Below are 21,700 nucleotides of genomic sequence, written 5' to 3' on the forward strand. Positions count from 1 at the left end.
GTGACGTCGACGAGGGAGTGAGCCGTGATCGAGGCGGTCGAGCGCTGGTTCGGCGTCGACGAGGGCTGGCGACGGCCGACGCCAGGCCCCCAGGAGCGCCGCGCCGACCTGTGGTGGGCCCTGCTCGCGCTCGTCGTCATCGCGATCGGTGAGGAGCTCACCCGGTCGGTGGGCATGCTCGAGGAGGAGCGGGGCGGGGCGTGGGCGCAGTACGCCGGCATCCTGAGCCTCGTCGCCATGGTGGCCGTCCGCCGGCGCTTCCCGGTCGCGGTGGCCCTGCTGGGGGGCACCCACATGATCGTCATGTCCCTGGTGATGCCGACGACCATGTCGCAGCTGCCGGTGCAGATGACCTACTTCCTGCTCATCTTCTCGGGGATGGCCTGGGCCCGGAACCGTCGGGCCCTCGTGCTGGCGATCGGCGTCGTGCTCGTGCAGCTCGTGCTGCTCTTCGCCTGGTCCTACGCGCTGGGCTCGGGGCTGGACGAGATCCGCAGCAACCTGGGCGAGCGGGACGTCGAGCAGGTCGGACCGATCCCGCCGCTGGTCGCGATCGTGCTCTTCTCGGTGCTCGGCAACGTCATCTTCTTCGGCTTCGCGATCGGGCTCGGCCAGGTCGCGTGGCGCGGGGCGCTGCGGCAGGCCCAGGTGCAGGACCAGGCCCGGACGATCCGCGAGCAGACCGCGCAGCTCACCGACCAGGCGGTCGTCGCCGAGCGGCTGCGGATCGCCCGCGAGCTGCACGACGTCGTGGCCCACCACGTCTCGGTGATGGGCGTCCAGGCGGCCGCGGCCCGACGGGTCATGGAGCGTGACCCCGCTGCCGCGCGCACCGCGCTCGGCGCCATCGAGCAGGCCTCGCGCGACGGCGTGGGCCAGATGCGGGACCTGCTCGGCACGCTGCGCACCGGCGAGGACACGGAGTCGACCGGGGCGGGGCGTGCCCCGCAGCCGACCCTGGCCGCGCTGCCCGCCCTGGTCGAGCAGGCCACGACACCCACCTGCGCGGTCACCGCCGAGGTCGTCGAGTCGGTCCCCGACGCCGCGGGCCGGGTGCCGCCGCCGGTCCAGCTGACGGCATACCGAATCGTGCAGGAGGCCCTGGCCAACGTGCGCCGCCACTCGACCGCGCGGCACGCCCGGGTCGCGGTGCGGGTCGACGAGGCCGCGGGGACGATCGAGGTCGAGGTGGTCGACGACGGGTCGCCGCGCCCCGGCACGTCTGGCACCGGCCTCGGGCTACGGGGTATGCGCGAGCGCGCCCAGCACCTCGGCGGCGGTGTCGAGGTGGGTCGCCGGCAGGGTGGGCCCGGGTGGCGGGTCCGCGTCTGGCTGCCGCTGGACGGGCACCGCCCGGCGGGCGGCACCCATGCCGCGACGGAGGCCACGGCCGCAGCTCCGACGCGTGAGAGCGTGGGGCCGTGAACCCGCTGCGCCTCCTCCTCGTCGACGACCAGCCGCTGCTGCTCCAGGGCTTCGCGATGATCCTGTCGACCGAGCCCGACATCGAGGTCGTGGCCCAGGTGACCGACGGGCTTCAGGCGGTCGACGCCGTCGCGCAGCACCGCCCGGACGTCGTCCTCATGGACGTGCAGATGCCCGTCCTGGACGGCATCGAGGCGACGCGCCGGATCGTGGCGGACCACCCCGAGGTGCGGGTGGTCATCCTCACCACCTTCGACCGGGACGACTACCTCTTCGACGCGCTCCAGGCGGGTGCGAGCGGCTTCCTGCTCAAGAACGCCGACGCGGACGACCTGGTCGACGCGGTCCGCGCCGCGGCCGAGGGGCACGCCCTGCTCGCCCCCGAGGTGACGATGCGCGTCATCAGCCGGATGGCGACCGGTGACGGCCCACCGGCGGCGCTCGACCCCACGCCGGCCGAGGGCGAGGCCCTGCCCGAGCTGACCGGTCGGGAGCGGGAGGTGCTGCGGATGATGGCCCGCGGCCTGTCCAACGCCGAGATCGCCGCCGAGGCCTTCGTCAGCGAGGCGACCATCAAGACCCACGTCTCCAACGTCCTGGCCAAGCTCGTCGTCCGCGACCGGGTGCAGGCGGTCATCGCCGCCTACGAGGCCGGGCTCGTGCGGCCGGGCGAGGCAGGGACGGACCTCGCAGGCTGACCTCCTCCGCCCTGAGGATGAGGCGACAATCGGCGGCTCGGCTGATGCCGGGGACCGCCTCGCCGCCTAGCGTGGAGGCATACCGTCCGGCCCGCGCAGGCGGGACCGGCGCAGGCTCTCAGGAGGAGGGACACGACGTGCTCGAACTGGACCGGCTCACCCGGGCCTACGGCGACCACCTGGCCGTGGACGAGGTCAGCTTCACCGTGCCGCAGGGCCGCATGGTCGGCTTCGTCGGCGGCAACGGCGCCGGCAAGACGACGACGATGCGCATGGTCATGGGCGTGCTCGCCCCGAGCGCCGGGGAGGTGCGCTGGGACGGCTCGCCGCTGACCCGCGATGACCGGGTGCGCTTCGGCTACATGCCCGAGGAGCGCGGGCTCTACCCCAAGCAGCCGGTCCTCGCCCAGCTCACCTACCTCGGGCAGCTGCACGGCATGAGCGCCGACCAGGCGCGCGACCGCTCGCAGGACCTGCTCACCCGCTTCGGCCTGGGCGAGCGTCTGAAGAGCAAGGTGGAGGAGCTCTCGCTCGGCAACCAGCAGCGGGCACAGATCATCGCCTCGGTCCTCGGCGACCCCAAGCTGCTCGTGCTCGACGAGCCGTTCAGCGGGCTCGACCCGGCCGCGGTCGACCAGATGAGCGAGCTGCTGCGCGAGCACACGTCCTCCGGTGTCCCGGTGCTCTTCTCCTCCCACCAGCTGGACCTCGTGGACCGGCTGTGCGACTCCATCGTCGTGCTCCACGGCGGCAAGGTCGTCGCCGAGGGCAGCTCGGAGCAGCTGCGTGCCAGCGCCCCGCTGCGCTACCGCCTCACCATGGCCGGGGACACCGGCTGGGTGCGGGGTATGCCCGGGGTCGAGGTCATCGACCTCGACGGGCCGAGCGTGCTGGTCCAGCCGCAGGACGAGCAGGTGGCTGAGCGGCTGCTCGCCGATGCCGTGGGCCGCGGCACCGTCCGCGAGTTCAGCCGCATCCGCCCGACCCTGTCCGAGATCTACCGAGAGGTGGCCGTCGCATGAGCACCACGACCGCACCCTGGATCCTCGTCGCCGCACGGGAGATCAGGGTCAAGCTGACCGACAAGAACTTCCTCATCGGCACCGGCCTCACGCTCGTGCTGCTGCTCGCGGCGATGTTCGTGCCCGCGCTCATCGGCGGAGGCTCCGCCTCCTACGACGTCGCGGTGACCGACGACGCGGCCTCCGGTGTCGTCGCCCAGGCAGAGCAGTCGCTGCAGGCCACCGACGAGGAGGCCGAGATCACCCTGGTCGAGGTGGCAGACCGCGCCGCCGCGGAGACTGCGGTCCTCGAGGGGGACGCGGACGCCGCCCTGGTCGGCGAGCCCGGAGCCTGGGAGCTGCTGCACGAGGGCGGCGCGCCGACACAGCTCGACGGCGCGCTGACCGAGGCGGTCCGCACCACGGCCCTGGCGACCAATGCCGAGGCGGCCGGCACCTCGGTGGCCGACCTGACCTCCGGCAGCGAGCTCGCCCAGGTCGACCTCGCGGCCGACGAGGGCGCGATGAGCGGACCGCTGGCCTACGTGCTCGGCTTCGCTTTCGCCATGCTGTTCTACTTCGCCGCCCTGATGTTCGGCATGCAGATCGCCAACAGCGTGGTCGAGGAGAAGCAGTCCCGCATCATCGAGATCCTCGCCGCCAAGATCCCCACCCGGCAGCTGCTCATGGGCAAGGTGCTGGGCAACACGGCACTGGCCTTCGGTCAGCTCGCGCTCATCACCGCCGTCAGCCTCGTCGGGCTGACCTTCGTCGACCTCGACGTCGCGCTGCCCGGACTCACCCAGGCCATCCTGTGGTACCTCCCGTTCTTCCTCGTCGGCTTCCTCGCGCTGGCCTGCGTCTGGGCGGCGGCCGGTGCGCTGGCGTCGCGGACCGAGGACCTGCAGCAGACGACGATGCCGCTGACGATGGTGCTCGTCGTGCTCTTCATCGTCGGGATCAACCTGGACGGGCGTTGGCAGCAGATCTTCTCCTTCGTCCCGGTCGCCTCGACCTTCGTCATGCCGGTCCGGATCATCGAGGGCGACACCGCGCTGTGGGAGCCGGCCCTCGCGCTGCTCCTGGCCCTCGCCTTCTGCGGGGTGACCATCGCGCTGGGGGCGCGGCTCTACGAGCGGGCGCTGCTGCACACCTCCGGCAGCCTGTCCTGGCGCAAGGCGATGTCGCTCCAGGACTGAGGGCATCGCTACGCTGGCGGCGTGACCAGCACGAACGAGCACGCCGCACCCACCGATCCCTCCTCGTCGCCGCTGCTCGTCGCGCTCGACGTCGACGGCACGATCGTGCATCACGACGGGCGTCTCTCGCCCCGGGTCACGGAGGCGGTCCGCGCGCTGGACGACCTGCCGCACGTGACCGTCGTGATCGCCACCGGGCGGTCGGTCATCTCGACCCTGCCGGTCATGGAGGCGCTGCGGCTCATGACGCCGGAGCGCCCCGCGGTCTGCTCCAACGGCGCGGTGACCGTGGCGGTCGCACCGGAGCAGGCCGACGGCTTCGAGATCGTCGACCAGGTCACCTTCGACCCGGCCCCGGCCATCGCCCTCATCCGCACCCACCTGCCCACCGCGCTGATCGCGGTCGAGGAGATCGGGGTGGGCTTCAAGGTGAGCACCCCCTTCCCCGAGGGCGAGCTGTGGGGCGAGGAGATCGAGGTGCCGGTGGAGGAGCTCACCGCGCGGCCCGCGACCCGGGTGACCTTCCGCGAGCCCAACCTCACCACGGAGGACTTCACCTCCCTCGTGGAGCGGATCGGGCTGCACGGGGTGTCCTACGCCGTCGGCTACAGCGCCTGGCTCGACCTCGCGCCCGAGGGCGTGTCCAAGGCCTCCGCGCTGGAGCAGGTGCGGCGCCGCCTCGGGGTCGAGCCGCACCGCACCGTCGCGGTCGGGGACCAGCGCAACGACCTCGAGATGCTGCACTGGGCGGCTGTCGGGTATGCCATGGGCCAGGCGCCCGAGGAGGTCCTGCGGATCGCCGACCGCACCACCGGCGCCGTGGAGGAGGACGGCCTCGCCGACGCGCTAGCCGAGGTGCTGGACGAGCTCGCGTGAGCGATCCGCTCCTCATCACCTCGCCGGCCAACGCGCGGCTCAAGGCGGTTGCCGGGCTGCGGCGGCGCCGGGTGCGGGACCGGGAGCGGCGTACCCTCGTCGAGGGTCACGACGAGCTGAGCCTGGCGCTGGACGCGGGCGTGGTGCCGGAGCTGCTCCTGCTGTGCCCCGAGCTCGCACCCCCGGGTGCGGTGGCGGCGCTGACCGACCGGGTGGCCGGCGGGCCGACCGAGGTCGTCCACGCCACGCGCGCCGCCTTCGAGAAGACGGCCTACCGCGAGGGCCCTGACGGGGTGCTCGCGGTCGTGCAGGCCGCGTGGGGCGGACCCGAAGACCTGACGCTGCCCCCGGACGCGCTCGTGCTCGTCGGCGAGGGCATCGAGAAGCCCGGCAACCTCGGCGCCATGCTGCGCACCGCTGACGCCGCCGGGGTGGACGCGGTCCTCGCGGCCGACCCGGTGACCGACTGGGGCAACCCCAACACCGTGCGCGCCTCCAAGGGCACCGTCTTCTCGGTCCCGGTCGCCGCGGACGGGACCACGGCGACGCTGGCCTGGTTGGAGGGCCAAGGCATACCGGTCGTCGCGGCGACACCGGACGCCGACCTGGCGCACACCGAGGTCGACTACCGCGGGCCGGTGGCGATCGCCGTGGGGACGGAGCAGACCGGGCTCACCGACGAGGTGCTGCGGCGCGCGGCATACCGGGTGCGGATCCCGATGGTGGGGCGCGCGAACTCGCTCAACGTCGCCACCTCCGCGGCGATCCTCGTCTACGAGGCGGTCCGGCAGCGGGGCTGAGGCGCTGACAGCCGGGGATCAGGCGTGTGCCACGATGAGGGTCATGCGGATCGACCACGTGAGTTATGCGGCTGGACCGGAGGGACTGCAGGCCACGGCGGAGCGCCTGGCGGAGCAGCTCGGGGTCAGCCCGCACGACGGCGGGGTGCACCCGCGGTTCGGCACCCGCAACGTGGTCATCCCGCTCGCCGACGAGCGCTACGTCGAGGTCGTCGAGGTGCTCGACCACCCTGCCTCCGACAAGGCACCCTTCGGGCAGGCCGTGCGTGCCCGCTCCGAGAACGGCGGCGGCTGGATGGCGTGGGTGGTCGCGGTCGAGGACCTCTCCGTGGTCGAGGAGCGGCTCGGTCGGCCGTCGGTGGAGGGGCACCGGCACACGCCGGAGGGCGTCGAGCTGCAGTGGCGTCAGATCGGGGTGCTCAACGTCATCGACCACGGCAACCGGCCGTTCTTCGTGCGCTGGGAGTCGGCGCCGGAGCACCACCCCTCCCGGCTGCAGGAGAGCACGACCCGCCTGACCGGCCTGACCGTCGGCGGCGACGTGCCCGAGGTCCGCGACTGGCTCGGGCTCGCCGACGCGCCGCAGGGCGAGTTCGAGAGCGACATCGAGTTCGGCTTCCTCGAGGACGACGACTGCCCGTGCCTCACCGAGGTCACCTTCTCCACGCCGCAGGGCAGCGTCACCATCTGACGTCCCGGCTGCTGCGGCCCCGCGGCCTGCCGACACGCATACCTGTGCAGGAGCGTGTGTCGCAGGCGTCGTCAGGACGACGGATGTGACACCCGCCCATGCACCACCGTGCCCTCAGGCGCGTCCGAAGCCCCGCAGCCGCAGGCTGTTGAGCACGACCAGCACCGAGGACAGCGCCATCGCGCCACCGGCGATCACCGGGGTCAGCAGGCCGAAGGCCGCGAGCGGGATGGCCAGCGTGTTGTAGCCGAAGGCCCACACGAGGTTCTGCTTGATGACCGTCAGGGTCTGCCGGGACAGGCCGATGGCGTCGGCGACGGTGTCGACGTCCGCGCGCATGAGGACGATGTCGGCGGACTCGGCGGCGACGTCGGTGCCCGAACCCATCGCCATGCCCAGGTCGGCCTGCGCCAGCGCCGCCGCGTCGTTGACGCCGTCACCGACCATGGCCACGACGCGACCCTGCTCCTGCAGCGTCCGGACGTGGGCGAACTTGTCCTGCGGCAGCACCTCGGCGGTGACGTTCGCCGGGTCGATGCCCACCTGTTCGGCGACGGCGGCGGCGGTGCGCGGGTTGTCACCTGTGAGCAGGTATGGCGTGAGGCCCAGGTCGCGCAGCCGCTGCACCGCCTGCGGGGAGGACTCGCGGGCGGTGTCGGCGACCGTGATGAGGGCTCGGGCCGTGCCGTCCCAGCCGACGAGCACGGCCGTGCCGTCGGCGCGCTCCATCGCCTCGACGAGCACCTCGGGGACGACCTCGAAGAGGCTCGCACGCCCCACCGTCACGACGGTGTCCTTGAGCGTGGCACGGACGCCCTCGCCGGGCAGGTTGGTGAAGTCCTCGGCGGTGACGAGGGTGACCCCGCGCTCGCGGGCGCCGGCGACGATCGCCGCGGCCACCGGGTGCTCGCTGCCGGCCTCGACGCTCGCGGCGGCCTTGAGGGCCGCGTGCTCTGGGAGGGACCCAGCGGTGACGACGTCGGTCAGGACCGGGTGGCCCGTGGTCAGGGTCCCGGTCTTGTCGAGCACGACGGTGTCGACGCGACGGGTGGACTCCAGGATCTGCGGGCCCTTGATGAGGATGCCGAGCTGCGCCCCGCGCCCGGTCCCGGTGAGCAGCGCGGTCGGCGTCGCCAGGCCCAGCGCGCACGGGCAGGCGATGATGAGCACCGCCACGGCGGCGGCCAGGCCCTGGGTGAACCCCTGCCCGGTGGCGAGCCACAGCAGCAGCGTCACCGCGGCGATGACGAGCACGGCGGGCACGAAGACCGCCGAGATCCGGTCCGCCAGCCGCTGCACCGGCGCTTGCCGGTCTGCGCCTGCTCCACGAGGTCGGTGATCCGCGCCAGGGTGGTCTCCGACCCGACCCGGCTGGCGCGGACGATGAGCCGGCCGTGGCCGTTGACCGTCGCGCCGGTGACCTGGTCCTGCGGTCCCACCTCCACCGGCATCGACTCGCCGGTGACCATCGAGGCGTCGATGGTGGAGCGGCCGGAGAGGATGACGCCGTCGGTCGCGACCTTCTCGCCCGGGCGCACGACGAAGCGGTCGCCGACGACGAGCTCCTCGATCGAGACGCGGTGCTCGCTGGTCGCCATCGCGCCCGTGCCGGCGTCCTGGCGCAGCACCGCCACGTCCTTCGCGCCGAGCTCCATGAGCGAGGTGAGGGCCGAGCGGCCCTGCGCCTTGGCCCGCGCCTCGATGTAGCGGCCGATGAGCAGGAAGGCCGTGACCACGGCGACGACCTCGAAGTAGAGGTCGTGGGTGAATCCGGTGAACAGCGCGACCACCGACCAGCCCATCGCGGCCGTCGTGCCGACGGAGACGAGGGTGTCCATCGTCGAGGCGCCGTGGCGGGCGTTGATCGCCGCGGCGCGGTGGAAGGGCCACGCGGCCCAGAGGTAGACCGGCAGGGTCAGGAGGAGCTGCGCCCAGTGCCCGGCCGTGCCCGCGGCCTCCCGGACCGGCGGCACCATGTGCAGCACCGCCACGACGAGGGCGAGCGCGGCCGCGACGACCATCCGCAGCCGCAGCGAGCCCTGCCCGACCACGTCGTGCGTCATCGCCGGGGCCCGACCCGGGCCGGTGGCGTCCTCGACGAGGGGAGTGGCGCCATACCCCGTCTTCTCGACGACGCCCACGATGTCGGTGACGGAGAGGGCGGACGGGAACGTGACACTCGCCTTCTCGGTGGCGAGGTTGACGCTGGCCTGGACGCCGTCGACCTTGTTGAGCTTGCGCTCGATCCGCGCCGAGCACGACGCGCAGGTCATCCCGCTGATCGCGAGGTCGACGTGCTGGGTCTCGCCGGGGGCGTCGGTGGTGGTGCTCATCTCAGGTCTCTCCTGCATCTCCCTGACCGGGCGTCGCGAATGGTTGCGCTGGGCTCGACCGGGCGTCGCGAATGGTTGCCTGCCCTCAGGCCTGGGCGGTGTATCCGGCCTCCTCGACGGCCGCGCGGGCGGCCTCGAGATTGAGCGGCCCGTCGGAGGTGACGAAGACGTCGGTGTCGCCGCCCTTGACGAGGTCGTCGACGCGGACGTCGAGGACGCCGTCGACCTCGGTGAGCTCCTCGGTCACCGAGGCGACGCAGTGGCCGCAGGTCATGCCGGAGACGACGAGCTTGGTGGTCTGGTTGGAGACGGGAGTATCGGTCATGGGGTGCTCCTTCGCGATGGTGGGGTATGCCGGTGGCTGCGTCGGCGGCACGGTAGGCCGCCCGGCTGGGTGTCGGCTGGTGTCAGCTGCGGACGAGCCGCGCGATGGCCGCCGAGGCCTCGCGGACCTTCTCGTCCTTGGCGTCCTCGGACTCCGCGGCGGCGTCGACGACGCAGTGCGCGATGTGGTCCTCGAGCAGGCCGAGGCTGACCGACTGCAGCGCCTTGGTGGCCGCGCTGACCTGGGTCAGCACGTCGATGCAGTAGGTGTCCTCCTCGACCATGCGGGCGATGCCCCGCACCTGTCCCTCGATCCGGCGCAGGCGCTTGAGGTAGTCGTCCTTGGACCCGGTGTATCCGTTCACAGCCACGGCAACAGCATACCCCCTATGGGTATTTTCGCCAACCCTTGGTGCAGCCGCCCGACGACGACGGTGGGCGAGGGCCGGCCCGTCCGGCGGGCGGCGCGGGCGGGCGGTGGCTACCGTGACGGGATGAGCGAGCAGAGCAGCACGTCAGGGTCCGAGGAGTCCGACGCCCGGTAGGAGGCCGCCGAGCACGTGGTCGACCGGGTGGAGAGTTGGGACGAGGGCGCGGAGCCCGACACGATCCGGCAGGACCTGGAGGAGGGCATGGCCCAGGCGGAGGTCGAGGTCGACGAGCGCGACCTGGACCAGATGGCCACGGAGATCCATGACCAGGGGAGCACCGACACCCCCGAGGTGGGGTGAGAGCTGGGGTGCGTCTGCTCCTCCTGGCCGACACCCATGTGCCGAAGCGGGCGAAGGACCTGCCGGCGCCGGTGTGGGACCGCGTAGCGGAGGCCGACGTCGTGGTCCACGCCGGGGACTGGGTCACCCCCGACCTGCTGGACACCCTCGAGCAGCGCTCGTCCCGTCTGGTCGCGGTGTGGGGCAACAACGACGGGCCGGAGCTGCGACGTCGGCTGCCCGAGGTGGCGCGGACCGAGATCGGCGGTCTGCGGTGGGGCGTCGTGCACGAGACCGGCTCCAAGGAGCGGCGGCAGGAGCGGATGCGCGCGGCATACCCGGACCTGGACGTCCTCGTCTTCGGGCACAGCCACATCCCCTGGGACACCGAGCACGACGGGCTGCGGTTGCTCAACCCCGGCTCACCGACCGACCGTCGGCGTCAGCCGCACTGCACCTACATGACCTGCACCGTCGCCGACGGGGCGCTCGACGAGGTGACTCTCCACCGGCTCTAGGTCGACGGGCGAGCGCTCAGATCCGCTCGACCCGTTCGGCCTGCGGTCCGCGGTCGCTCTGGCGCACCTGGTAGCGCACCCGGTCACCCGGGAGGAGCCCCTCGTCGTCACGCAGCACCGACACGTGGACGAAGAGATCGGCCCCTCCCGCGTCAGGGGTGATGAAGCCGAAGCCCCGCTCGGCGTCGTAGCGGGCGACGACCCCCTCCCCACCACGGGCTGCGGCACCACGGGCGTCGCCCCGGCCCGGGCCGCGAGCGTCGCGCTGCGGTGCGCCACCGGGGGCGTCGCGACGACCCGACCTGGGGCGGCTCGCGGCTGGCGCAGGGCGGCGTCCGCGGGACGAGCCGCCCGCGAGCCGGACGTCGCGGGCCTGCGGTCCCCGCTCGCTCTCGACGACGTCGAACATCACCCGGTCGCCCTCGTCCAGCACAGGGAGGTCGTCGGGCAGCGCCCGGGCGTGGACGAAGACGTCGGGGCCGCCGGAGTCCGCGGCGATGAAGCCGAAGCCCTTGTCCTCGTCGAACCACGACACCGTGCCGTCCGCGCAATCGGATGTCGCGGCGCCCTGCCCTGCCTCCGCGCCGAGCGGGAGCAGGTGGTCGGCCTGTGGTCCCTTCTGCCCGTCGACGACGAGGAAGGCCACCCGCTGGCCCTCGGAGACGACGCCGTCGCCGACGATGGCCGTGCTGTGCAGGAAGATCTCGTCACCCCCGCCGTCAGGGGTGATGAAGCCGTAGCCCTTGGACGGCTCGTACCAGGACACGGTGCCGAGCACGCCCAGTGGTGCGTCGGCGGACCGGTCGGCCGTGACCCGGACGGCGCGTGCCTGCGGGCCGCGGTCCCCCTCACCGATCTCGAACTCGACCACCTGTCCCTCCCGGAGCACCTTGGTCGCGTCGCCGCTGAGGATCTCGGAGGCGTGGACATACAGGTCGTCCGCCCCCTCGCCGAGGGCGATGAAGCCGAAGCCTCGGTCGGTGTCGAACCAGCGGACGGTTCCTTCGGTCACGGTGGGCTCCTGGGGTGACGGGGTGAAGTGGTCTGCCTCCAGTGTCCCCGACGCCGGGCCGGGGTGGTGCACGCGCTCCGCGGACGGCGCCGGCCCGCGATCGCGCCCAGTGGCCCAGGTATGCGGTCGGATCCAGGCTGCGGGTGCGCCCACGTGGGCCACTCGATCACGTGGCGCAGCGCCGGTCAGACGGGCTCGAGCGGCCGGTGCGGTCCGGGCGGGAGCGTGGCCTCGATGTCCTGCCCCGGGCGGATCTCGCCGCCGCGCTCAGCCGACCGGCGCGAACTCGCAGAAGCTCGCGTAGTGGTCCTCGGTGTAGTACCAGACCTCGGGGTCGACCTCGCCGCCCCCGGTCACCACGCGCTTGGCGCCGCGGTGTCCGAGGCCCGGCGTCTCGACGGTGAACTCCTGGTAGTAGTCGAACGACTCGTCCGGCAGGTAGCCCTCCCGGTTCTGGAAGGTCGAGCCGTCCTTGCCGTAGTCGTAGGGGCCGCCCGCCTCGATGTCGTCGACGACCGGGTCCAGCTCGGCCGGGAGTATGCCGTCGGCGCAGGCGTCGATGTCGTCCCAGTCGCGGGTGTCGGTCCCGACCGGCTCGCCCTCCGCTGCGCCCGCCGGGGTCTCCTCCTGGGTGGGCTCGTCCGACGTGGGCCCGTCGGACGTGGGCTCGGGCGTCGTCGCGGTCGGCCTCGCCGCTGCGTTGGTCGCCTCGGACGGCTCCTCGTCGCCGGTCCAGCCGCCCTGCCCGAGCGCCAGCACGAGCACGAGCACGGCGCAGAGCACGAGCAGCACGGCGGCGACGGGGCGCGACAGCCTCACGGCTGCTCCCCGTCCTCGGCCCGGCGCGCCCCCAGGGCGACCACGGCCAGCGACTCGGCGTCGTCGAGGATCTCCGAGAGGATCCACCAGGCGCGCCCGTCCCGCTCGGCGAGGGCACCGGCGTCCGCCCAGAGCAGGGCCACCTCCTGCCCGTCCCAGACCTCCCCGAGGTCGCGCAGCGCGTCGGCGAGAGCGTCGAGGTTGGTGGCCGCGGTCGGCGGCAGCCGCAGCGCCTGGGCGACCTGCGCCTGCGTCTCGCGCAGACCGCCGCCGCGCGGGGTGGTCACCTCGGCGACGGCATACCCTGCCTGCGCGAAGTGGGCGCGCGCGTCCTCGGCGCGCTCGGCGGGGAGGATGATCACCGCTGGTCCAGGTGGGCGACGAGCTCGGGGGCCAGGCCGACGTAGGTCGCCGGGGTGAGGGCCACCAGCCGCTCCTCCTCCTCGGCAGGCAGCCCCAGGCCGCGGACGAAGTCCACGAGCTCGGCCTGCCCGATCCGCCGCCCGCGGGTCAGCTCCTTGAGCCGCTCGTAGGGGTTGCTCATGCCCTCGACGCCGCGCGCCGCGAGCGCCCGCATGACCGACTGGACCGGCTCGGCGAGCACCTCCCAGTTGGCGTCGAGGTCGGCGGCCATGGCCTCCGGCACGGCGTCCAGCCCGGCGAGGCCGCGGCTGACGTTGTCGAGCGCGAGCACGCTGTGCCCGAGCGCGGTGCCGATGTTGCGCTGCATCGAGGAGTCGGTGAGGTCGCGCTGCAGCCGGCTCGTGACCAGCGTCGAGGCGAGCACGTCGAGGAGCGCGTTGCTGACCTCCAGGTTGGCCTCGGCATTCTCGAACCGAATCGGGTTGACCTTGTGCGGCATGGTGCTGGAGCCGACCGTGCCCTGGCCGCGGACCTGCGCGAAGTAGCCCATCGAGATGTAGGTCCACATGTCCGTCGCCAGGTTGTGCAGGATGCGGTTGAAGCGCGCGACGTCGGCGTAGAGCTCGGCCTGCCAGTCGTGGCTCTCGATCTGGGTGGTGAGCGGGTTCCACTCCAGCCCGAGGTGCTCGACGAAGGTGCGGCTGACCTCCTGCCAGTCCGCGCCGGGCACCGCCTCGACGTGCGCGCCGTAGGTACCGGTGGCCCCGTTGAGCTTGCCCAGGTATGCCACCCCCTCGACCCGGCGCAGCTGTCGCGTCAGCCGGTGCGCCAGCACCGCCAGCTCCTTGCCCATCGTCGTCGGCGTGGCCGGCTGCCCGTGCGTGTGCGCCAGCAGCGGGACCTCGGCGAGGTCGTGCGCCATGGCCGTCAGCTGGTCGACCAGGGCGCGAGCCCGCGGCAGCCAGACCTCCTGCACCGCGCCCTGAACCATGAGCGCGTACGACGTGTTGTTGATGTCCTCGCTGGTGCAGGCGAAGTGGATGAGCTGCCCCAGCGCCTCGGCCCGGGAGGTCCCCTCGGCGCTCCCGTCACCGCCCTCGCCCCCGGCGCCCGCCCCGGTCAGCAGGTCGGTGAGCCGACCGCGCAGGAAGTACTCGATGGCCTTCACGTCGTGCACCGTCTCGGCCTCGATGACCTTCAGCTCACCGATCGAGTCGGCGTCGAAGTCGACCACCAGTGCCCGTAGGGCCTCCTGCTCCTGCGCCGAGAGGCGGGGGGCGCCGGGCACCACGTCGTGCTCGACGAGGTGCAGCAGCCACTCCACCTCGACGTGCAGCCGCGCCCGGTTCAGCGCCGCCTCGGAGAGGTGGTCCACGAGCGGCGCGACCGCGCCGCGGTACCTCCCGTCCAGGGCACCCAGGGCGATGCTGGGGGAGAGCTCGGCGAGCGGCGTGCGGGAGGCGGGCAGCGGCATACCGGCATTGTGGCAGGCAGTGGCGACGCCCCGGGCATCGTCGGTGTCAACTTCGGGTTGACTGGATTTGGCGTCAAGACTATGTTGACATCATGACGACACCACAGGACCGTATGCGCACCTTCCGGATGACCTCGGGGGTGGCGGTGATCCTCGCGGGCTTCGTGAGCTACTACGTCTCCCGGCAGATCGACGGCGGCTTCTGGCACGGCTTCTTCCAGGGCGCGACGCTGGCGCTCATGGTCCTCGGCGCCTTCCTCGTCGGGAGCGGGCGGTGGCCGGGGCGCCGTCGTGACGGCGACGAGGAGCAGCACTGGCTGCCGAGCCGGGACGGGCGATGACTGGTCCGGCGCAGGGCGCGCCGCGGGAGGAGGACGAGGACCTCGTCGTCGCCCTGGGGAGGGTGATCGTCGGCGACGGGGGAGAGGTGTCGGTGGCCGGTGGCACGCTGGAGACGGAGGAGCACCTCCGGCTGGTGCGGCGGTGCGCCGAGGCCCACGAGGGCACCGCGGCGTTGCTGCGGCAGGCGGTCGGCTCGGCCCGCGGTGCGGGCGTGAGCTGGGCGCGGCTCGGAGCGGAGCTGGGTCTGTCCCGGCAGGGTACGCAGCAGCGGTTCGGCGAGTCGGCCGGGCCGGGGGAGGAGGACGACGATGGAGCGGACCAACGGTGGTTGGGCCCGGTCACCGCCGTGGACGAGATGGGCGAGCTGGAGCTCGCGGGCGAGCTGGGGTGGCACACCGTCGAGGCCGGGATGTTCCGGCACCGGATGGTGCGGACCGGCACGCGGTGGGAGCACCGACGGGTGATCTGGACCCGGCCCGTCCGGCACTACCTCACCGAGGGGTGGCAGGTGGGGGCGCGGGCCTTCCCGTGGCTCTACCTGGTGCGGGACACCGGGCTCCCGGTGGGCGACGCATCCTGAGCTGCCGGCGCCGCGGTCAGCGCTTCTTGGCGTCCGGGTCGATCTCGTCGGCGCTCACGTAGTCGCCGGTGACGCGGTCGCGGTGCTCGCGAGCGATGCGGGTGGCCTCCTCGGCCTCCTGGTGCAGCTTGTCGGCGTGCTGCTGGGCCTCGCGCGCCTTGGCCTGCAGCTCGCGCGCCCGCTCCTCGGCGCTCTGGGCGTACGACTCGCCCGACTGCGCCTGCTCGCGCAGCCCGGCCGCCTCCTCGCGGGCGGCCGCCAGCCGCTTGTTGCGCGCGACGACCGCCCAGGCGGCCAGCGCCGCCACCACGACGACGGCGATGACGACGATCCAGACGATGGTCGAGGTGTCCATGACCGGCAACCTAGCCGATGTGCTGCGGGACCGCTCGGCCGTCCGCTGCGTCCGCGGCACTCCGGCCGACCCGGTGCTCGGTCCAGCGTCCGGTCACCGGCGCGGTGTGGCTGACGAGCACGACCGCCCGGCCACCGCCCACCCTGTCCAACAGGCCGCCCAGGGCCCGCTGCGCCGTCGCGTCGTCGAGGTGGGCCGTCGGCTCGTCGAGCAGCACGACCGGCCGCTCCGAGAGCAGCGCCCGGGCCAGCGCGAGCCGGCTGCGCTCGCCGCCGGACAGCCCTGTCAGCGGGGTGTCGAGACCGTGCGGCAGTGTGCCGAACCAGCCATCCAGGTCGACCGCCACGACGGCGTCCAGCTGCTGCTCGTCGGTGGCGCCCGGCGCCGCCAGGGCGAGGTTGGCGCGCACCGACCCGGCGAAGGCGTGCGGCTCGTCGTCGACGACGGCCAGCAGCGCTCGGGTCTGTTCCAGGTCCAGGGCACGCACGTCCGAACCGCACCGGCACCCTTGGCCCGTGTCCGCGTCCGCGTCCGCGCCGGCCAGCAGGTAGTCCCCGCCGCTCGGGTCGAGGTGGCGCGCCAGCACGGCGAGGGCGGTCGACTTGCCGGCACCGTTGGGTCCGCTGAGGCGGATGCGGTCGCCCGGCTCCACGACGAGGTCCAGCAGGTGCAGGTCGGGGAGCGTGGACCCGGCGGGGGGCCTGGCACCGGTCGCCCCGTCCCCGGCCGCACCGTCCGCCCGGGGCGTCCACCGGGCCGAGGCCCCGCGCAGCTCCAGCACGGGCGGTGCGGGTGGCACCGGGGTGGTGCCCCGGCCGGCGACGGCCGGCTCCTGACTGACGAGCGCCTCCAGGCGTGCCGCCGCCGACCGCGCGCGGGCCCGGGCGCCCGCCACCTCGGGCAGGCCGGCCCAGGCGTCGGCCAGCGCGAGCGGCACCAGCGCCACGAGCGCGGCGTAGGGCCCGCTCAGCGTCCCCTCCGCCCGCGCCCCCCAGGCGAGCAGCCCCACGAGCGTCGCGGTGACGGCCACGACCACCCACGTGACGGCGAGCCCGGCCGCCCGGGCCCGGGTGAGCCGGGCCTCGGTGCGCCGCTGCGCCGCCTCCGCCTGCAGCACCGGGGCAACCAGCTCCCGATGCCCGCCCACGGTCCCGGCGACGGCCTGGACCGCGAGCAGGTTCGCGACCAGGGCGGTGACCCGGTCCCGGACCTCGCCGCGCTGCGCCACGGCGGCGTCCTGCGCGGGGCGCTCCGCGGCATACCCGAGGGCGGTGAGGAGGGCGACGAGGAGGCCACCGGCGGCCACGACGAGACCCGCGATCGGCAGGTGCCAGCCCGCGATGGCCGCCCCGACGAGGGTGGCGATGAGGGTGGACCAGGCGGGCACGCTCACCCGCACGTGCTCGTCGACGACGTCCTCGAGGTCGCGGGCGGCGGCGGTGAGCACCTGTCCGCGGCTGCGTCGCCCCAGCCGGGCGGGGGTGAGCGGGATGAGCGCGGCGTAGAGGTCGGCCCGCCGCCGGGAGAGGTCGTCGAGGGCCACGTCGTGGCTAACCACGCGCTCGGCGTAGCGGAACACCGGCCGGAAGATGCCGAACGCCCGTACCCCGACGATCGCCACGAGCAGGGTCAGCACCACGGGCATGGTCGAGGCCTGCACGATGAGCCACCCCGAGGTCGCGGTCAGCGCCACCCCGCAGCCGACCGACGCACCGCCCAGGAGGCAGGCCAGCGCGAGCCCACGCCGGCCGCGCGGGGTGCGCAGGGGCGCGACCTCACCGGGGCGGCGACCGTCGGCCGGCTCCTGGTCGGCCCCGGTCGGGTGGGGTGCCGCGGCCGACTCACCCCGACGGCCGTCGTGCCGAGCCGAGTCCGCAGCGGCCGGCTCGCCCCGACGGCCGCCTGCGGAGCCGACGCCGCGGCGGCGTCGAGGCGCCACCGGTCGTCCGCGAGCGCGGCCAGGTAGCAGTCGTGGGTCACGACGACGAGCCGGCGCGTGTGGGCGAGCCCGGTGATGACCTGGTGCAGGACGGGTATGCCGTCCACCGCCACGTTGGCCGTCGGCTCGTCCAGCAGGAGCAGCGGCGCCGGGGAGAGGGTGGCGCGGGCGAGGGCGAGCCGCGCCCGCTGGCCGGCCGACAGGCCGAACCCGTCGTCCCCGAGCCGGGTGTCCAGCCCGTGCCGGTCAGCCAGCTGCGCCCACAGCCCGACCTCGGTCAGCGCCGCGGTCATCGCGGCGTCGGTCGCGTCCGGGGCTGCGGTCGCGAGGTTGTCGCGCACGGTGCCCGGCAGCAGCAGCGGCCGCTGCGTCGCCAGGTGCGCCGCGGGGGCGCTGACCGTCCCGGACGCGGGGGTGCGCAGCCCGGCGAGCAGCTCCAGCACCGTCGTCTTGCCGGCCCCGCTGGGCCCGGTCAGCACGGTCAGGCCGGGCCCGGACGACGTCGTGAGGGTCAGCCCGTCCAGGGTGCGGACCCGGCCGGGGTGGGCGTAGGAGACCTCGGCGAGCCCGATGGGCCGCCCGGCCGGTGTCGCCGGACGGGCACCACGGGCACTACGGGCCTCCCCCAGCACCCCGTCGTCGGCCAGCTCCTGCAGCACCTGCGCCCCGTCGGCGGCGTTGTGGAACTCGGCGCCGACCCGGCGGACCGGCCAGTACGCCTCGGGCGCCAGCAGGATCGCGGTGAGCCCGACGACGAGGTCCATCCCGCCGTGCGCCAGCCGGAGCCCGACCGCCACCGCCACCATCGCCACCGAGATCGTCGCCAGCAGCTCCAGCGCGGCCGTCGACAGGAAGGCCGTCCGCAGCGTGGCGACGCTCGCCCGCCGGTGCCGCTCCCCGACCTCGCGCACCACGTCCACCTGCGCTCGCGCCCGCCCGTAGGCCACCAGCGTCGGCAGGCCCCGCATCACGTCGAGGAAGTGCCCGGCCAGCAGCTCCATCGCGCCCCACCGGCGCTGCGTCTCGTCACGCGTATGCATGCCGATGAGCGCCGCGAAGACCGGCAGCAGCGGCAGCGTCAGCACGACGATGAGCGCGCTCCACGGGTCCACCACCACGAGGGCGACCAGCGCCAGCGCCGGCACCACGGCCGCGGTGACGAGCGCGGGGAGGTAGCGGGCGACATACGGCTCGAGGGCGGAGACCCCGTCGGTGGCGCGGGTGAGCGCGACCTCGGTGCCTGGCCGCCCCTCCACCGGCCGCGCCAGCCAGTGCCGCAGCAGCGCCTCCCGCACGATCCCGACCACGCGCAGCCCGGCGCGCCGGGCGACCAGCTCGCCCGCGCCGGCGAGCAGCCCGCGGGTCACCAGCAGCGCGACCAGCCAGCCGAGGTATGCCGTGAGTTCCTCGCGCTCGCCCCGCACCACCGCGCCGACGACGAGGGCGAGGGTCACCGCCTGCGCGATCGCGACGACCCCCGAGAGGACGCCGACGACGGACAGCGAGGCCACCGGGCCGCGGGTCGCCGGGAGGGCCCGCAGCAGGGCGGGGTCGAAGGGTCGCACCGGCTCAGTGCTCCTGGGCGCTCACGTCAGCGGCCCGCCCCGACCTGGTCGCCCTCCACGACGGCGGCGTGGTGCACCTGCGTCGGGATGTGGTGCCCCGAGACCCGCTTGCGGAAGGTCCAGTAGCTCCAGGAGGTGTAGATCAGCATGATGGGGGTGAAGACCAGCGCGACGACGGTCATGATGCCCAGCGTCTTCTGGCTCGAGCTGGCGTTCTGCGTGGTCAGCGACCACGCCGGGTCCAGGCTGGAGGGCATCACGTCGGGGAAGAGCGCCAGGAAGAGCGAGGCGGTGGCCAGCCCGATCGCGGCGAAGGTGCCGGTGAAGGCCCATCCCTCCCGACCGCGACCGGCCATCAGCAGGCCCCCGACGAGGCTGGCCGCGGCGATGCCGGTGACCGCCCATGACAGACCCGATCCGCTGCGTGCCTGCAGGATCGCGAGCCAGGCCACGGCCAGCACCGCGGCGACCAGACCGAGCCGGATCGCCAGGGCGCGGGCGTCGTGGCGCAGCTGCCCGTCGGTCTTGAGCGCGACGAAGAGTGCGCCGTGGGTGAGGAAGAGGGTGAGCGTGGTGAGCCCGCCGAGCAGCGCGACCGGTCCGAGGAGGTTCCAGAAGCCGCCGACATACTCCATCTCGGCGTCGATCGGCACCCCGAGCACGATGTTGGTGAAGGCGACACCCCACAGCAGCGCGGGGACGAAGGACCCCACGACGACCATCGTGTCCATCCGCGCGCGCCATGCGGCCGAGTCGACCTTGCCGCGGTACTCCAGCCCGATGCCGCGCAGGATGAGACCCACGAGGATGAGCAGCAGCGGGAGGTAGAACCCGGAGAAGAGGGTGGCGTACCAGTGGGGGAAGGCGGCGAAGATCGCGCCACCCGCGGTGAGCAGCCAGACCTCGTTGCCGTCCCAGAAGGGGCCGATCGCCGAGAGCATCTGCCGCTTGCGCGTCTCGCCGGTATGCGCGGTCGCACCGTCGGCGGACGCCACGTCGGCCCCGGGCTCGTCGCGGCCGAGCACGGGCAGCAGCATGCCGACGCCGTAGTCGAAGCCCTCGAGGCAGAAGTAGCCGATCCACAGGACGGCGATGAGGATGAACCAGATCGTGCTGAGCTCCATGATGTCCGTCCTGACTCAGTAGGTGAAGACGAAGGCGTCGTCGTCGTCGCGGGTGCGGGGGTCGTAGGACGCGTCCTCGGGGACCTGCTCGGCGCCCGCCCTGCCGTAGCGCAGGGTGAGCCCGACCTCGACCACGGCCAGCGCGCCGTAGAGCAACGTGAAGACGATCATCGACGTGAGGACCTCGCCCGCGCTGACACCGGGCGAGACGCCGGTCTGGGTGGTCATCAGCCCCATGACGAGCCACGGCTGGCGCCCCATCTCGGTGAAGATCCACCCGAAGGAGTTGGCGAAGAGCGGCAGGAAGAGCACGCCCGCCGCGGCATACCCCCAGAGGCGGTGGCTGAGTCGGGGCACCTCGGTCTCGTTGCCCCGACCGCGCAGGACCCAGAGGACGACCGCGGCGATGCCCATGGCGGCCAGCCCGAGCCCGATCATGAGCCGGAAGCTCCAGTAGGCCAGCGGGACGACCGGGCGGTAGTCCTCGGCGGCGGTCAGTTCGGACCCGGAGTAGGTGAGCTCGTAGCGCTCCTGGATGTGGTCGATGCCCTCCACGGCCCCGTCGAGGGAGCCGGTCGCGAGGTAGGAGAGGAGCTTGGGGACGGTGAGCGCCCAGACCTCCTCCTCGCCGTCGAGGGTGCCGACGGTGATGATCGAGAAGGGGGCGCCCTCGCCCTCGGGGACGTCCTCGTAGAGCGCCTCGGCGGCCGCCATCTTCATCGGCTGCACCTCGGTCATGATCTTGCCCTGGATGTCGCCGGTGATCGCCGACCCGGCCCCGGCGAGGAGGACGGTGACGGCCCCGAGCCGGGCCGCGCGGCGGTACATCACCCGGTCGGTGCGCGGCGTCGCCTCCCGCCACAGGTGCCAGAGCGCGAAGGCGAGGACGAACGCGCCGCCGGTCATGTAGGCCGCGGTGATGACGTGCGGGAAGGTCACGAGCTGCACCTTGTTGGTGAGGATCGCGAGGAAGTCGGTGAGCTCGGCACGGCCGGTGTCGGGGTTGATCGCGTAGCCGACGGGGTTCTGCATGAAGGAGTTGGCGGCGAGGATGAAGTAGGACGACAGCAGGGTGCCGATGTGGACCAGCCAGATCGCGGCGGCGTGCAGCTTCTCCGGGATCCGGCCCCAGCCGAAGATCCACAGGCCGAGGAAGGTCGACTCGAGGAAGAACGCGAGCAGCGCCTCGATCGCGAGCGGGGCGCCGAAGATGTCGCCGACGAAGCGCGAGTAGTCCGACCAGTTCATCCCGAACTGGAACTCCTGCACGATCCCGGTGACCAGGCCGAGCGCGAAGTTGATGGTGAAGAGCTTGCCGTAGAACTTCGTCAGGCGCAGCCACTGCGGGTTGCGGGTGCGCAGCCACTGCGTCTGCATGATCGCGACGAGCAGGCTGAGCCCGATCGTGATCGGCACGAAGAAGTAGTGGTAGACGGTCGTGATGCCGAACTGCCAGCGGGCCAGATCGAGTGCGTCCACGGGAACCTCGGGGGATGCGACGGAAACTACGTGACGTCGTACATCGTACGTCGTGTCGTAGACGATCGAGGCC

General features: G+C 73.2%; 23 protein-coding genes and 1 pseudogene. 12 read left to right on the top strand and 12 right to left on the bottom strand.

Annotated features, from left to right (window positions below):
* Window positions 1-24 precede the first annotated feature (24 nt).
* The 7 genes from BJF86_RS02095 to BJF86_RS02125 all read left to right on the top strand — a co-directional run bounded on the left by BJF86_RS02095 (window position 25) and on the right by BJF86_RS02125 (window position 6,690).
* Entirely contained in the window at window positions 25-1,425 is a 1,401-nt protein-coding gene (locus BJF86_RS02095; RefSeq protein WP_075816771.1) for a sensor histidine kinase, read from the top strand.
* Window positions 1,422-2,123 carry a response regulator transcription factor gene (locus BJF86_RS02100; RefSeq protein ID WP_075816772.1) on the top strand — a complete coding sequence of 234 codons (702 nt, stop codon included), beginning with the start codon at window positions 1,422-1,424 and terminating at the stop codon, window positions 2,121-2,123. Before BJF86_RS02095 ends, BJF86_RS02100 begins: the two co-directional genes overlap by 4 nt.
* A 137-nt stretch (window positions 2,124-2,260) precedes the next feature.
* The gene (locus BJF86_RS02105; protein WP_075816773.1) at window positions 2,261-3,145 is read left to right on the top strand and encodes an ABC transporter ATP-binding protein; all 885 of its coding nucleotides are present in this window, start codon (window positions 2,261-2,263) and stop codon (window positions 3,143-3,145) included.
* Window positions 3,142-4,323 carry an ABC transporter permease gene (locus BJF86_RS02110; protein ID WP_075816774.1) on the top strand — a complete coding sequence of 394 codons (1,182 nt, stop codon included), beginning with the start codon at window positions 3,142-3,144 and terminating at the stop codon, window positions 4,321-4,323. Before BJF86_RS02105 ends, BJF86_RS02110 begins: the two co-directional genes overlap by 4 nt.
* 21 nt (window positions 4,324-4,344) lie before the next feature.
* Window positions 4,345-5,199, top strand: coding sequence for an HAD family hydrolase (locus BJF86_RS02115; RefSeq protein WP_075816775.1), 855 nt, complete (start codon window positions 4,345-4,347; stop codon window positions 5,197-5,199).
* Window positions 5,196-5,999: an RNA methyltransferase gene (locus tag BJF86_RS02120; protein ID WP_075816776.1), complete on the top strand. Its 804-nt coding sequence runs from the start codon at window positions 5,196-5,198 to the stop codon at window positions 5,997-5,999. The genes BJF86_RS02115 and BJF86_RS02120 overlap by 4 nt, the downstream gene beginning before the upstream one ends.
* A gap of 43 nt (window positions 6,000-6,042) precedes the next feature.
* A complete protein-coding gene (locus BJF86_RS02125; RefSeq protein ID WP_075816777.1) occupies window positions 6,043-6,690 on the top strand; it encodes a VOC family protein in 648 nt (215 codons plus the stop codon).
* A 114-nt stretch (window positions 6,691-6,804) separates the two neighbouring features.
* Here the strand turns inward: BJF86_RS02125 and BJF86_RS02130 are convergent.
* The 3 genes and pseudogenes from BJF86_RS02130 to BJF86_RS02140 form a co-directional block, all read right to left on the bottom strand.
* Window positions 6,805-9,023, bottom strand: a pseudogene (locus tag BJF86_RS02130) (heavy metal translocating P-type ATPase).
* Between the two features lie 85 nt (window positions 9,024-9,108).
* The gene (locus tag BJF86_RS02135; RefSeq protein ID WP_075816778.1) at window positions 9,109-9,348 is read right to left on the bottom strand and encodes a heavy-metal-associated domain-containing protein; all 240 of its coding nucleotides are present in this window, start codon (window positions 9,346-9,348) and stop codon (window positions 9,109-9,111) included.
* Window positions 9,349-9,430: 82 nt separating this feature from the next.
* On the bottom strand, window positions 9,431-9,712 hold the full coding sequence (locus BJF86_RS02140) for a metal-sensitive transcriptional regulator (protein ID WP_022923277.1): 282 nt from the start codon (window positions 9,710-9,712) through the stop codon (window positions 9,431-9,433).
* Between the two features lie 24 nt (window positions 9,713-9,736).
* On the opposite strand from BJF86_RS02140, the gene BJF86_RS17795 reads away from it, so the two are divergent.
* From BJF86_RS17795 to BJF86_RS02145, 3 genes are read left to right on the top strand one after another with little or no spacing between them, the layout of a single operon-like run.
* Window positions 9,737-9,892 carry a hypothetical protein gene (locus BJF86_RS17795; RefSeq protein WP_158068349.1) on the top strand — a complete coding sequence of 52 codons (156 nt, stop codon included), beginning with the start codon at window positions 9,737-9,739 and terminating at the stop codon, window positions 9,890-9,892.
* Window positions 9,893-9,907: 15 nt separating this feature from the next.
* On the top strand, window positions 9,908-10,078 hold the full coding sequence (locus BJF86_RS17800; RefSeq protein ID WP_237768043.1) for a hypothetical protein: 171 nt from the start codon (window positions 9,908-9,910) through the stop codon (window positions 10,076-10,078).
* Window positions 10,079-10,086: 8 nt separating this feature from the next.
* Window positions 10,087-10,575, top strand: coding sequence for a metallophosphoesterase family protein (locus BJF86_RS02145; RefSeq protein WP_075811760.1), 489 nt, complete (start codon window positions 10,087-10,089; stop codon window positions 10,573-10,575).
* A gap of 16 nt (window positions 10,576-10,591) precedes the next feature.
* Here BJF86_RS02145 and BJF86_RS19460 read toward each other — a convergent pair whose 3' ends face one another.
* The 4 genes from BJF86_RS19460 to purB all read right to left on the bottom strand — a co-directional run bounded on the left by BJF86_RS19460 (window position 10,592) and on the right by purB (window position 14,243).
* Window positions 10,592-11,587 (bottom strand): cold shock domain-containing protein, encoded by a 996-nt coding sequence (locus BJF86_RS19460; protein ID WP_075816779.1) that lies wholly within the window; start codon window positions 11,585-11,587, stop codon window positions 10,592-10,594.
* Between the two features lie 267 nt (window positions 11,588-11,854).
* Window positions 11,855-12,406 (bottom strand): ribonuclease domain-containing protein, encoded by a 552-nt coding sequence (locus tag BJF86_RS02155; protein ID WP_075816780.1) that lies wholly within the window; start codon window positions 12,404-12,406, stop codon window positions 11,855-11,857.
* On the bottom strand, window positions 12,403-12,768 hold the full coding sequence (locus BJF86_RS02160; protein ID WP_075811766.1) for a barstar family protein: 366 nt from the start codon (window positions 12,766-12,768) through the stop codon (window positions 12,403-12,405). Before BJF86_RS02160 ends, BJF86_RS02155 begins: the two co-directional genes overlap by 4 nt.
* Window positions 12,765-14,243, bottom strand: coding sequence for an adenylosuccinate lyase (purB, locus tag BJF86_RS02165; RefSeq protein WP_075816781.1), 1,479 nt, complete (start codon window positions 14,241-14,243; stop codon window positions 12,765-12,767). The genes BJF86_RS02160 and purB overlap by 4 nt, the downstream gene beginning before the upstream one ends.
* 92 nt (window positions 14,244-14,335) lie before the next feature.
* Between purB and BJF86_RS02170 the strand changes: the two genes are divergently transcribed.
* Both BJF86_RS02170 and BJF86_RS02175 read left to right on the top strand, forming a co-directional pair.
* Window positions 14,336-14,584, top strand: coding sequence for a hypothetical protein (locus tag BJF86_RS02170; protein WP_143553640.1), 249 nt, complete (start codon window positions 14,336-14,338; stop codon window positions 14,582-14,584).
* Window positions 14,581-15,165, top strand: coding sequence for a hypothetical protein (locus tag BJF86_RS02175; protein WP_075816783.1), 585 nt, complete (start codon window positions 14,581-14,583; stop codon window positions 15,163-15,165). Before BJF86_RS02170 ends, BJF86_RS02175 begins: the two co-directional genes overlap by 4 nt.
* A 16-nt stretch (window positions 15,166-15,181) precedes the next feature.
* On the opposite strand, the gene BJF86_RS02180 is transcribed toward BJF86_RS02175, so the two are convergent.
* The 5 genes from BJF86_RS02180 to BJF86_RS02200 are packed head-to-tail and all read right to left on the bottom strand — an operon-like array spanning window position 15,182 to window position 21,627.
* A complete protein-coding gene (locus BJF86_RS02180) occupies window positions 15,182-15,520 on the bottom strand; it encodes a hypothetical protein (RefSeq protein ID WP_075816784.1) in 339 nt (112 codons plus the stop codon).
* 10 nt (window positions 15,521-15,530) lie between these two features.
* Entirely contained in the window at window positions 15,531-17,213 is a 1,683-nt protein-coding gene (locus tag BJF86_RS02185; RefSeq protein WP_237768044.1) for an amino acid ABC transporter ATP-binding/permease protein, read from the bottom strand.
* The gene (cydD, locus tag BJF86_RS02190) at window positions 17,204-19,024 is read right to left on the bottom strand and encodes a thiol reductant ABC exporter subunit CydD (RefSeq protein ID WP_075816786.1); all 1,821 of its coding nucleotides are present in this window, start codon (window positions 19,022-19,024) and stop codon (window positions 17,204-17,206) included. The genes BJF86_RS02185 and cydD overlap by 10 nt, the downstream gene beginning before the upstream one ends.
* 26 nt (window positions 19,025-19,050) lie before the next feature.
* Window positions 19,051-20,148: a cytochrome d ubiquinol oxidase subunit II gene (gene cydB / locus BJF86_RS02195; protein WP_075816787.1), complete on the bottom strand. Its 1,098-nt coding sequence runs from the start codon at window positions 20,146-20,148 to the stop codon at window positions 19,051-19,053.
* A 15-nt stretch (window positions 20,149-20,163) separates the two neighbouring features.
* Window positions 20,164-21,627, bottom strand: a complete 1,464-nt coding sequence (locus BJF86_RS02200; protein WP_075816788.1) for a cytochrome ubiquinol oxidase subunit I — start codon at window positions 21,625-21,627, stop codon at window positions 20,164-20,166.
* Window positions 21,628-21,700: the final 73 nt, after the last annotated feature.

The organism is Serinicoccus sp. CNJ-927 (assembly GCF_001942435.1).
Taxonomy (GTDB): domain Bacteria; phylum Actinomycetota; class Actinomycetes; order Actinomycetales; family Dermatophilaceae; genus Ornithinicoccus; species Ornithinicoccus marinus.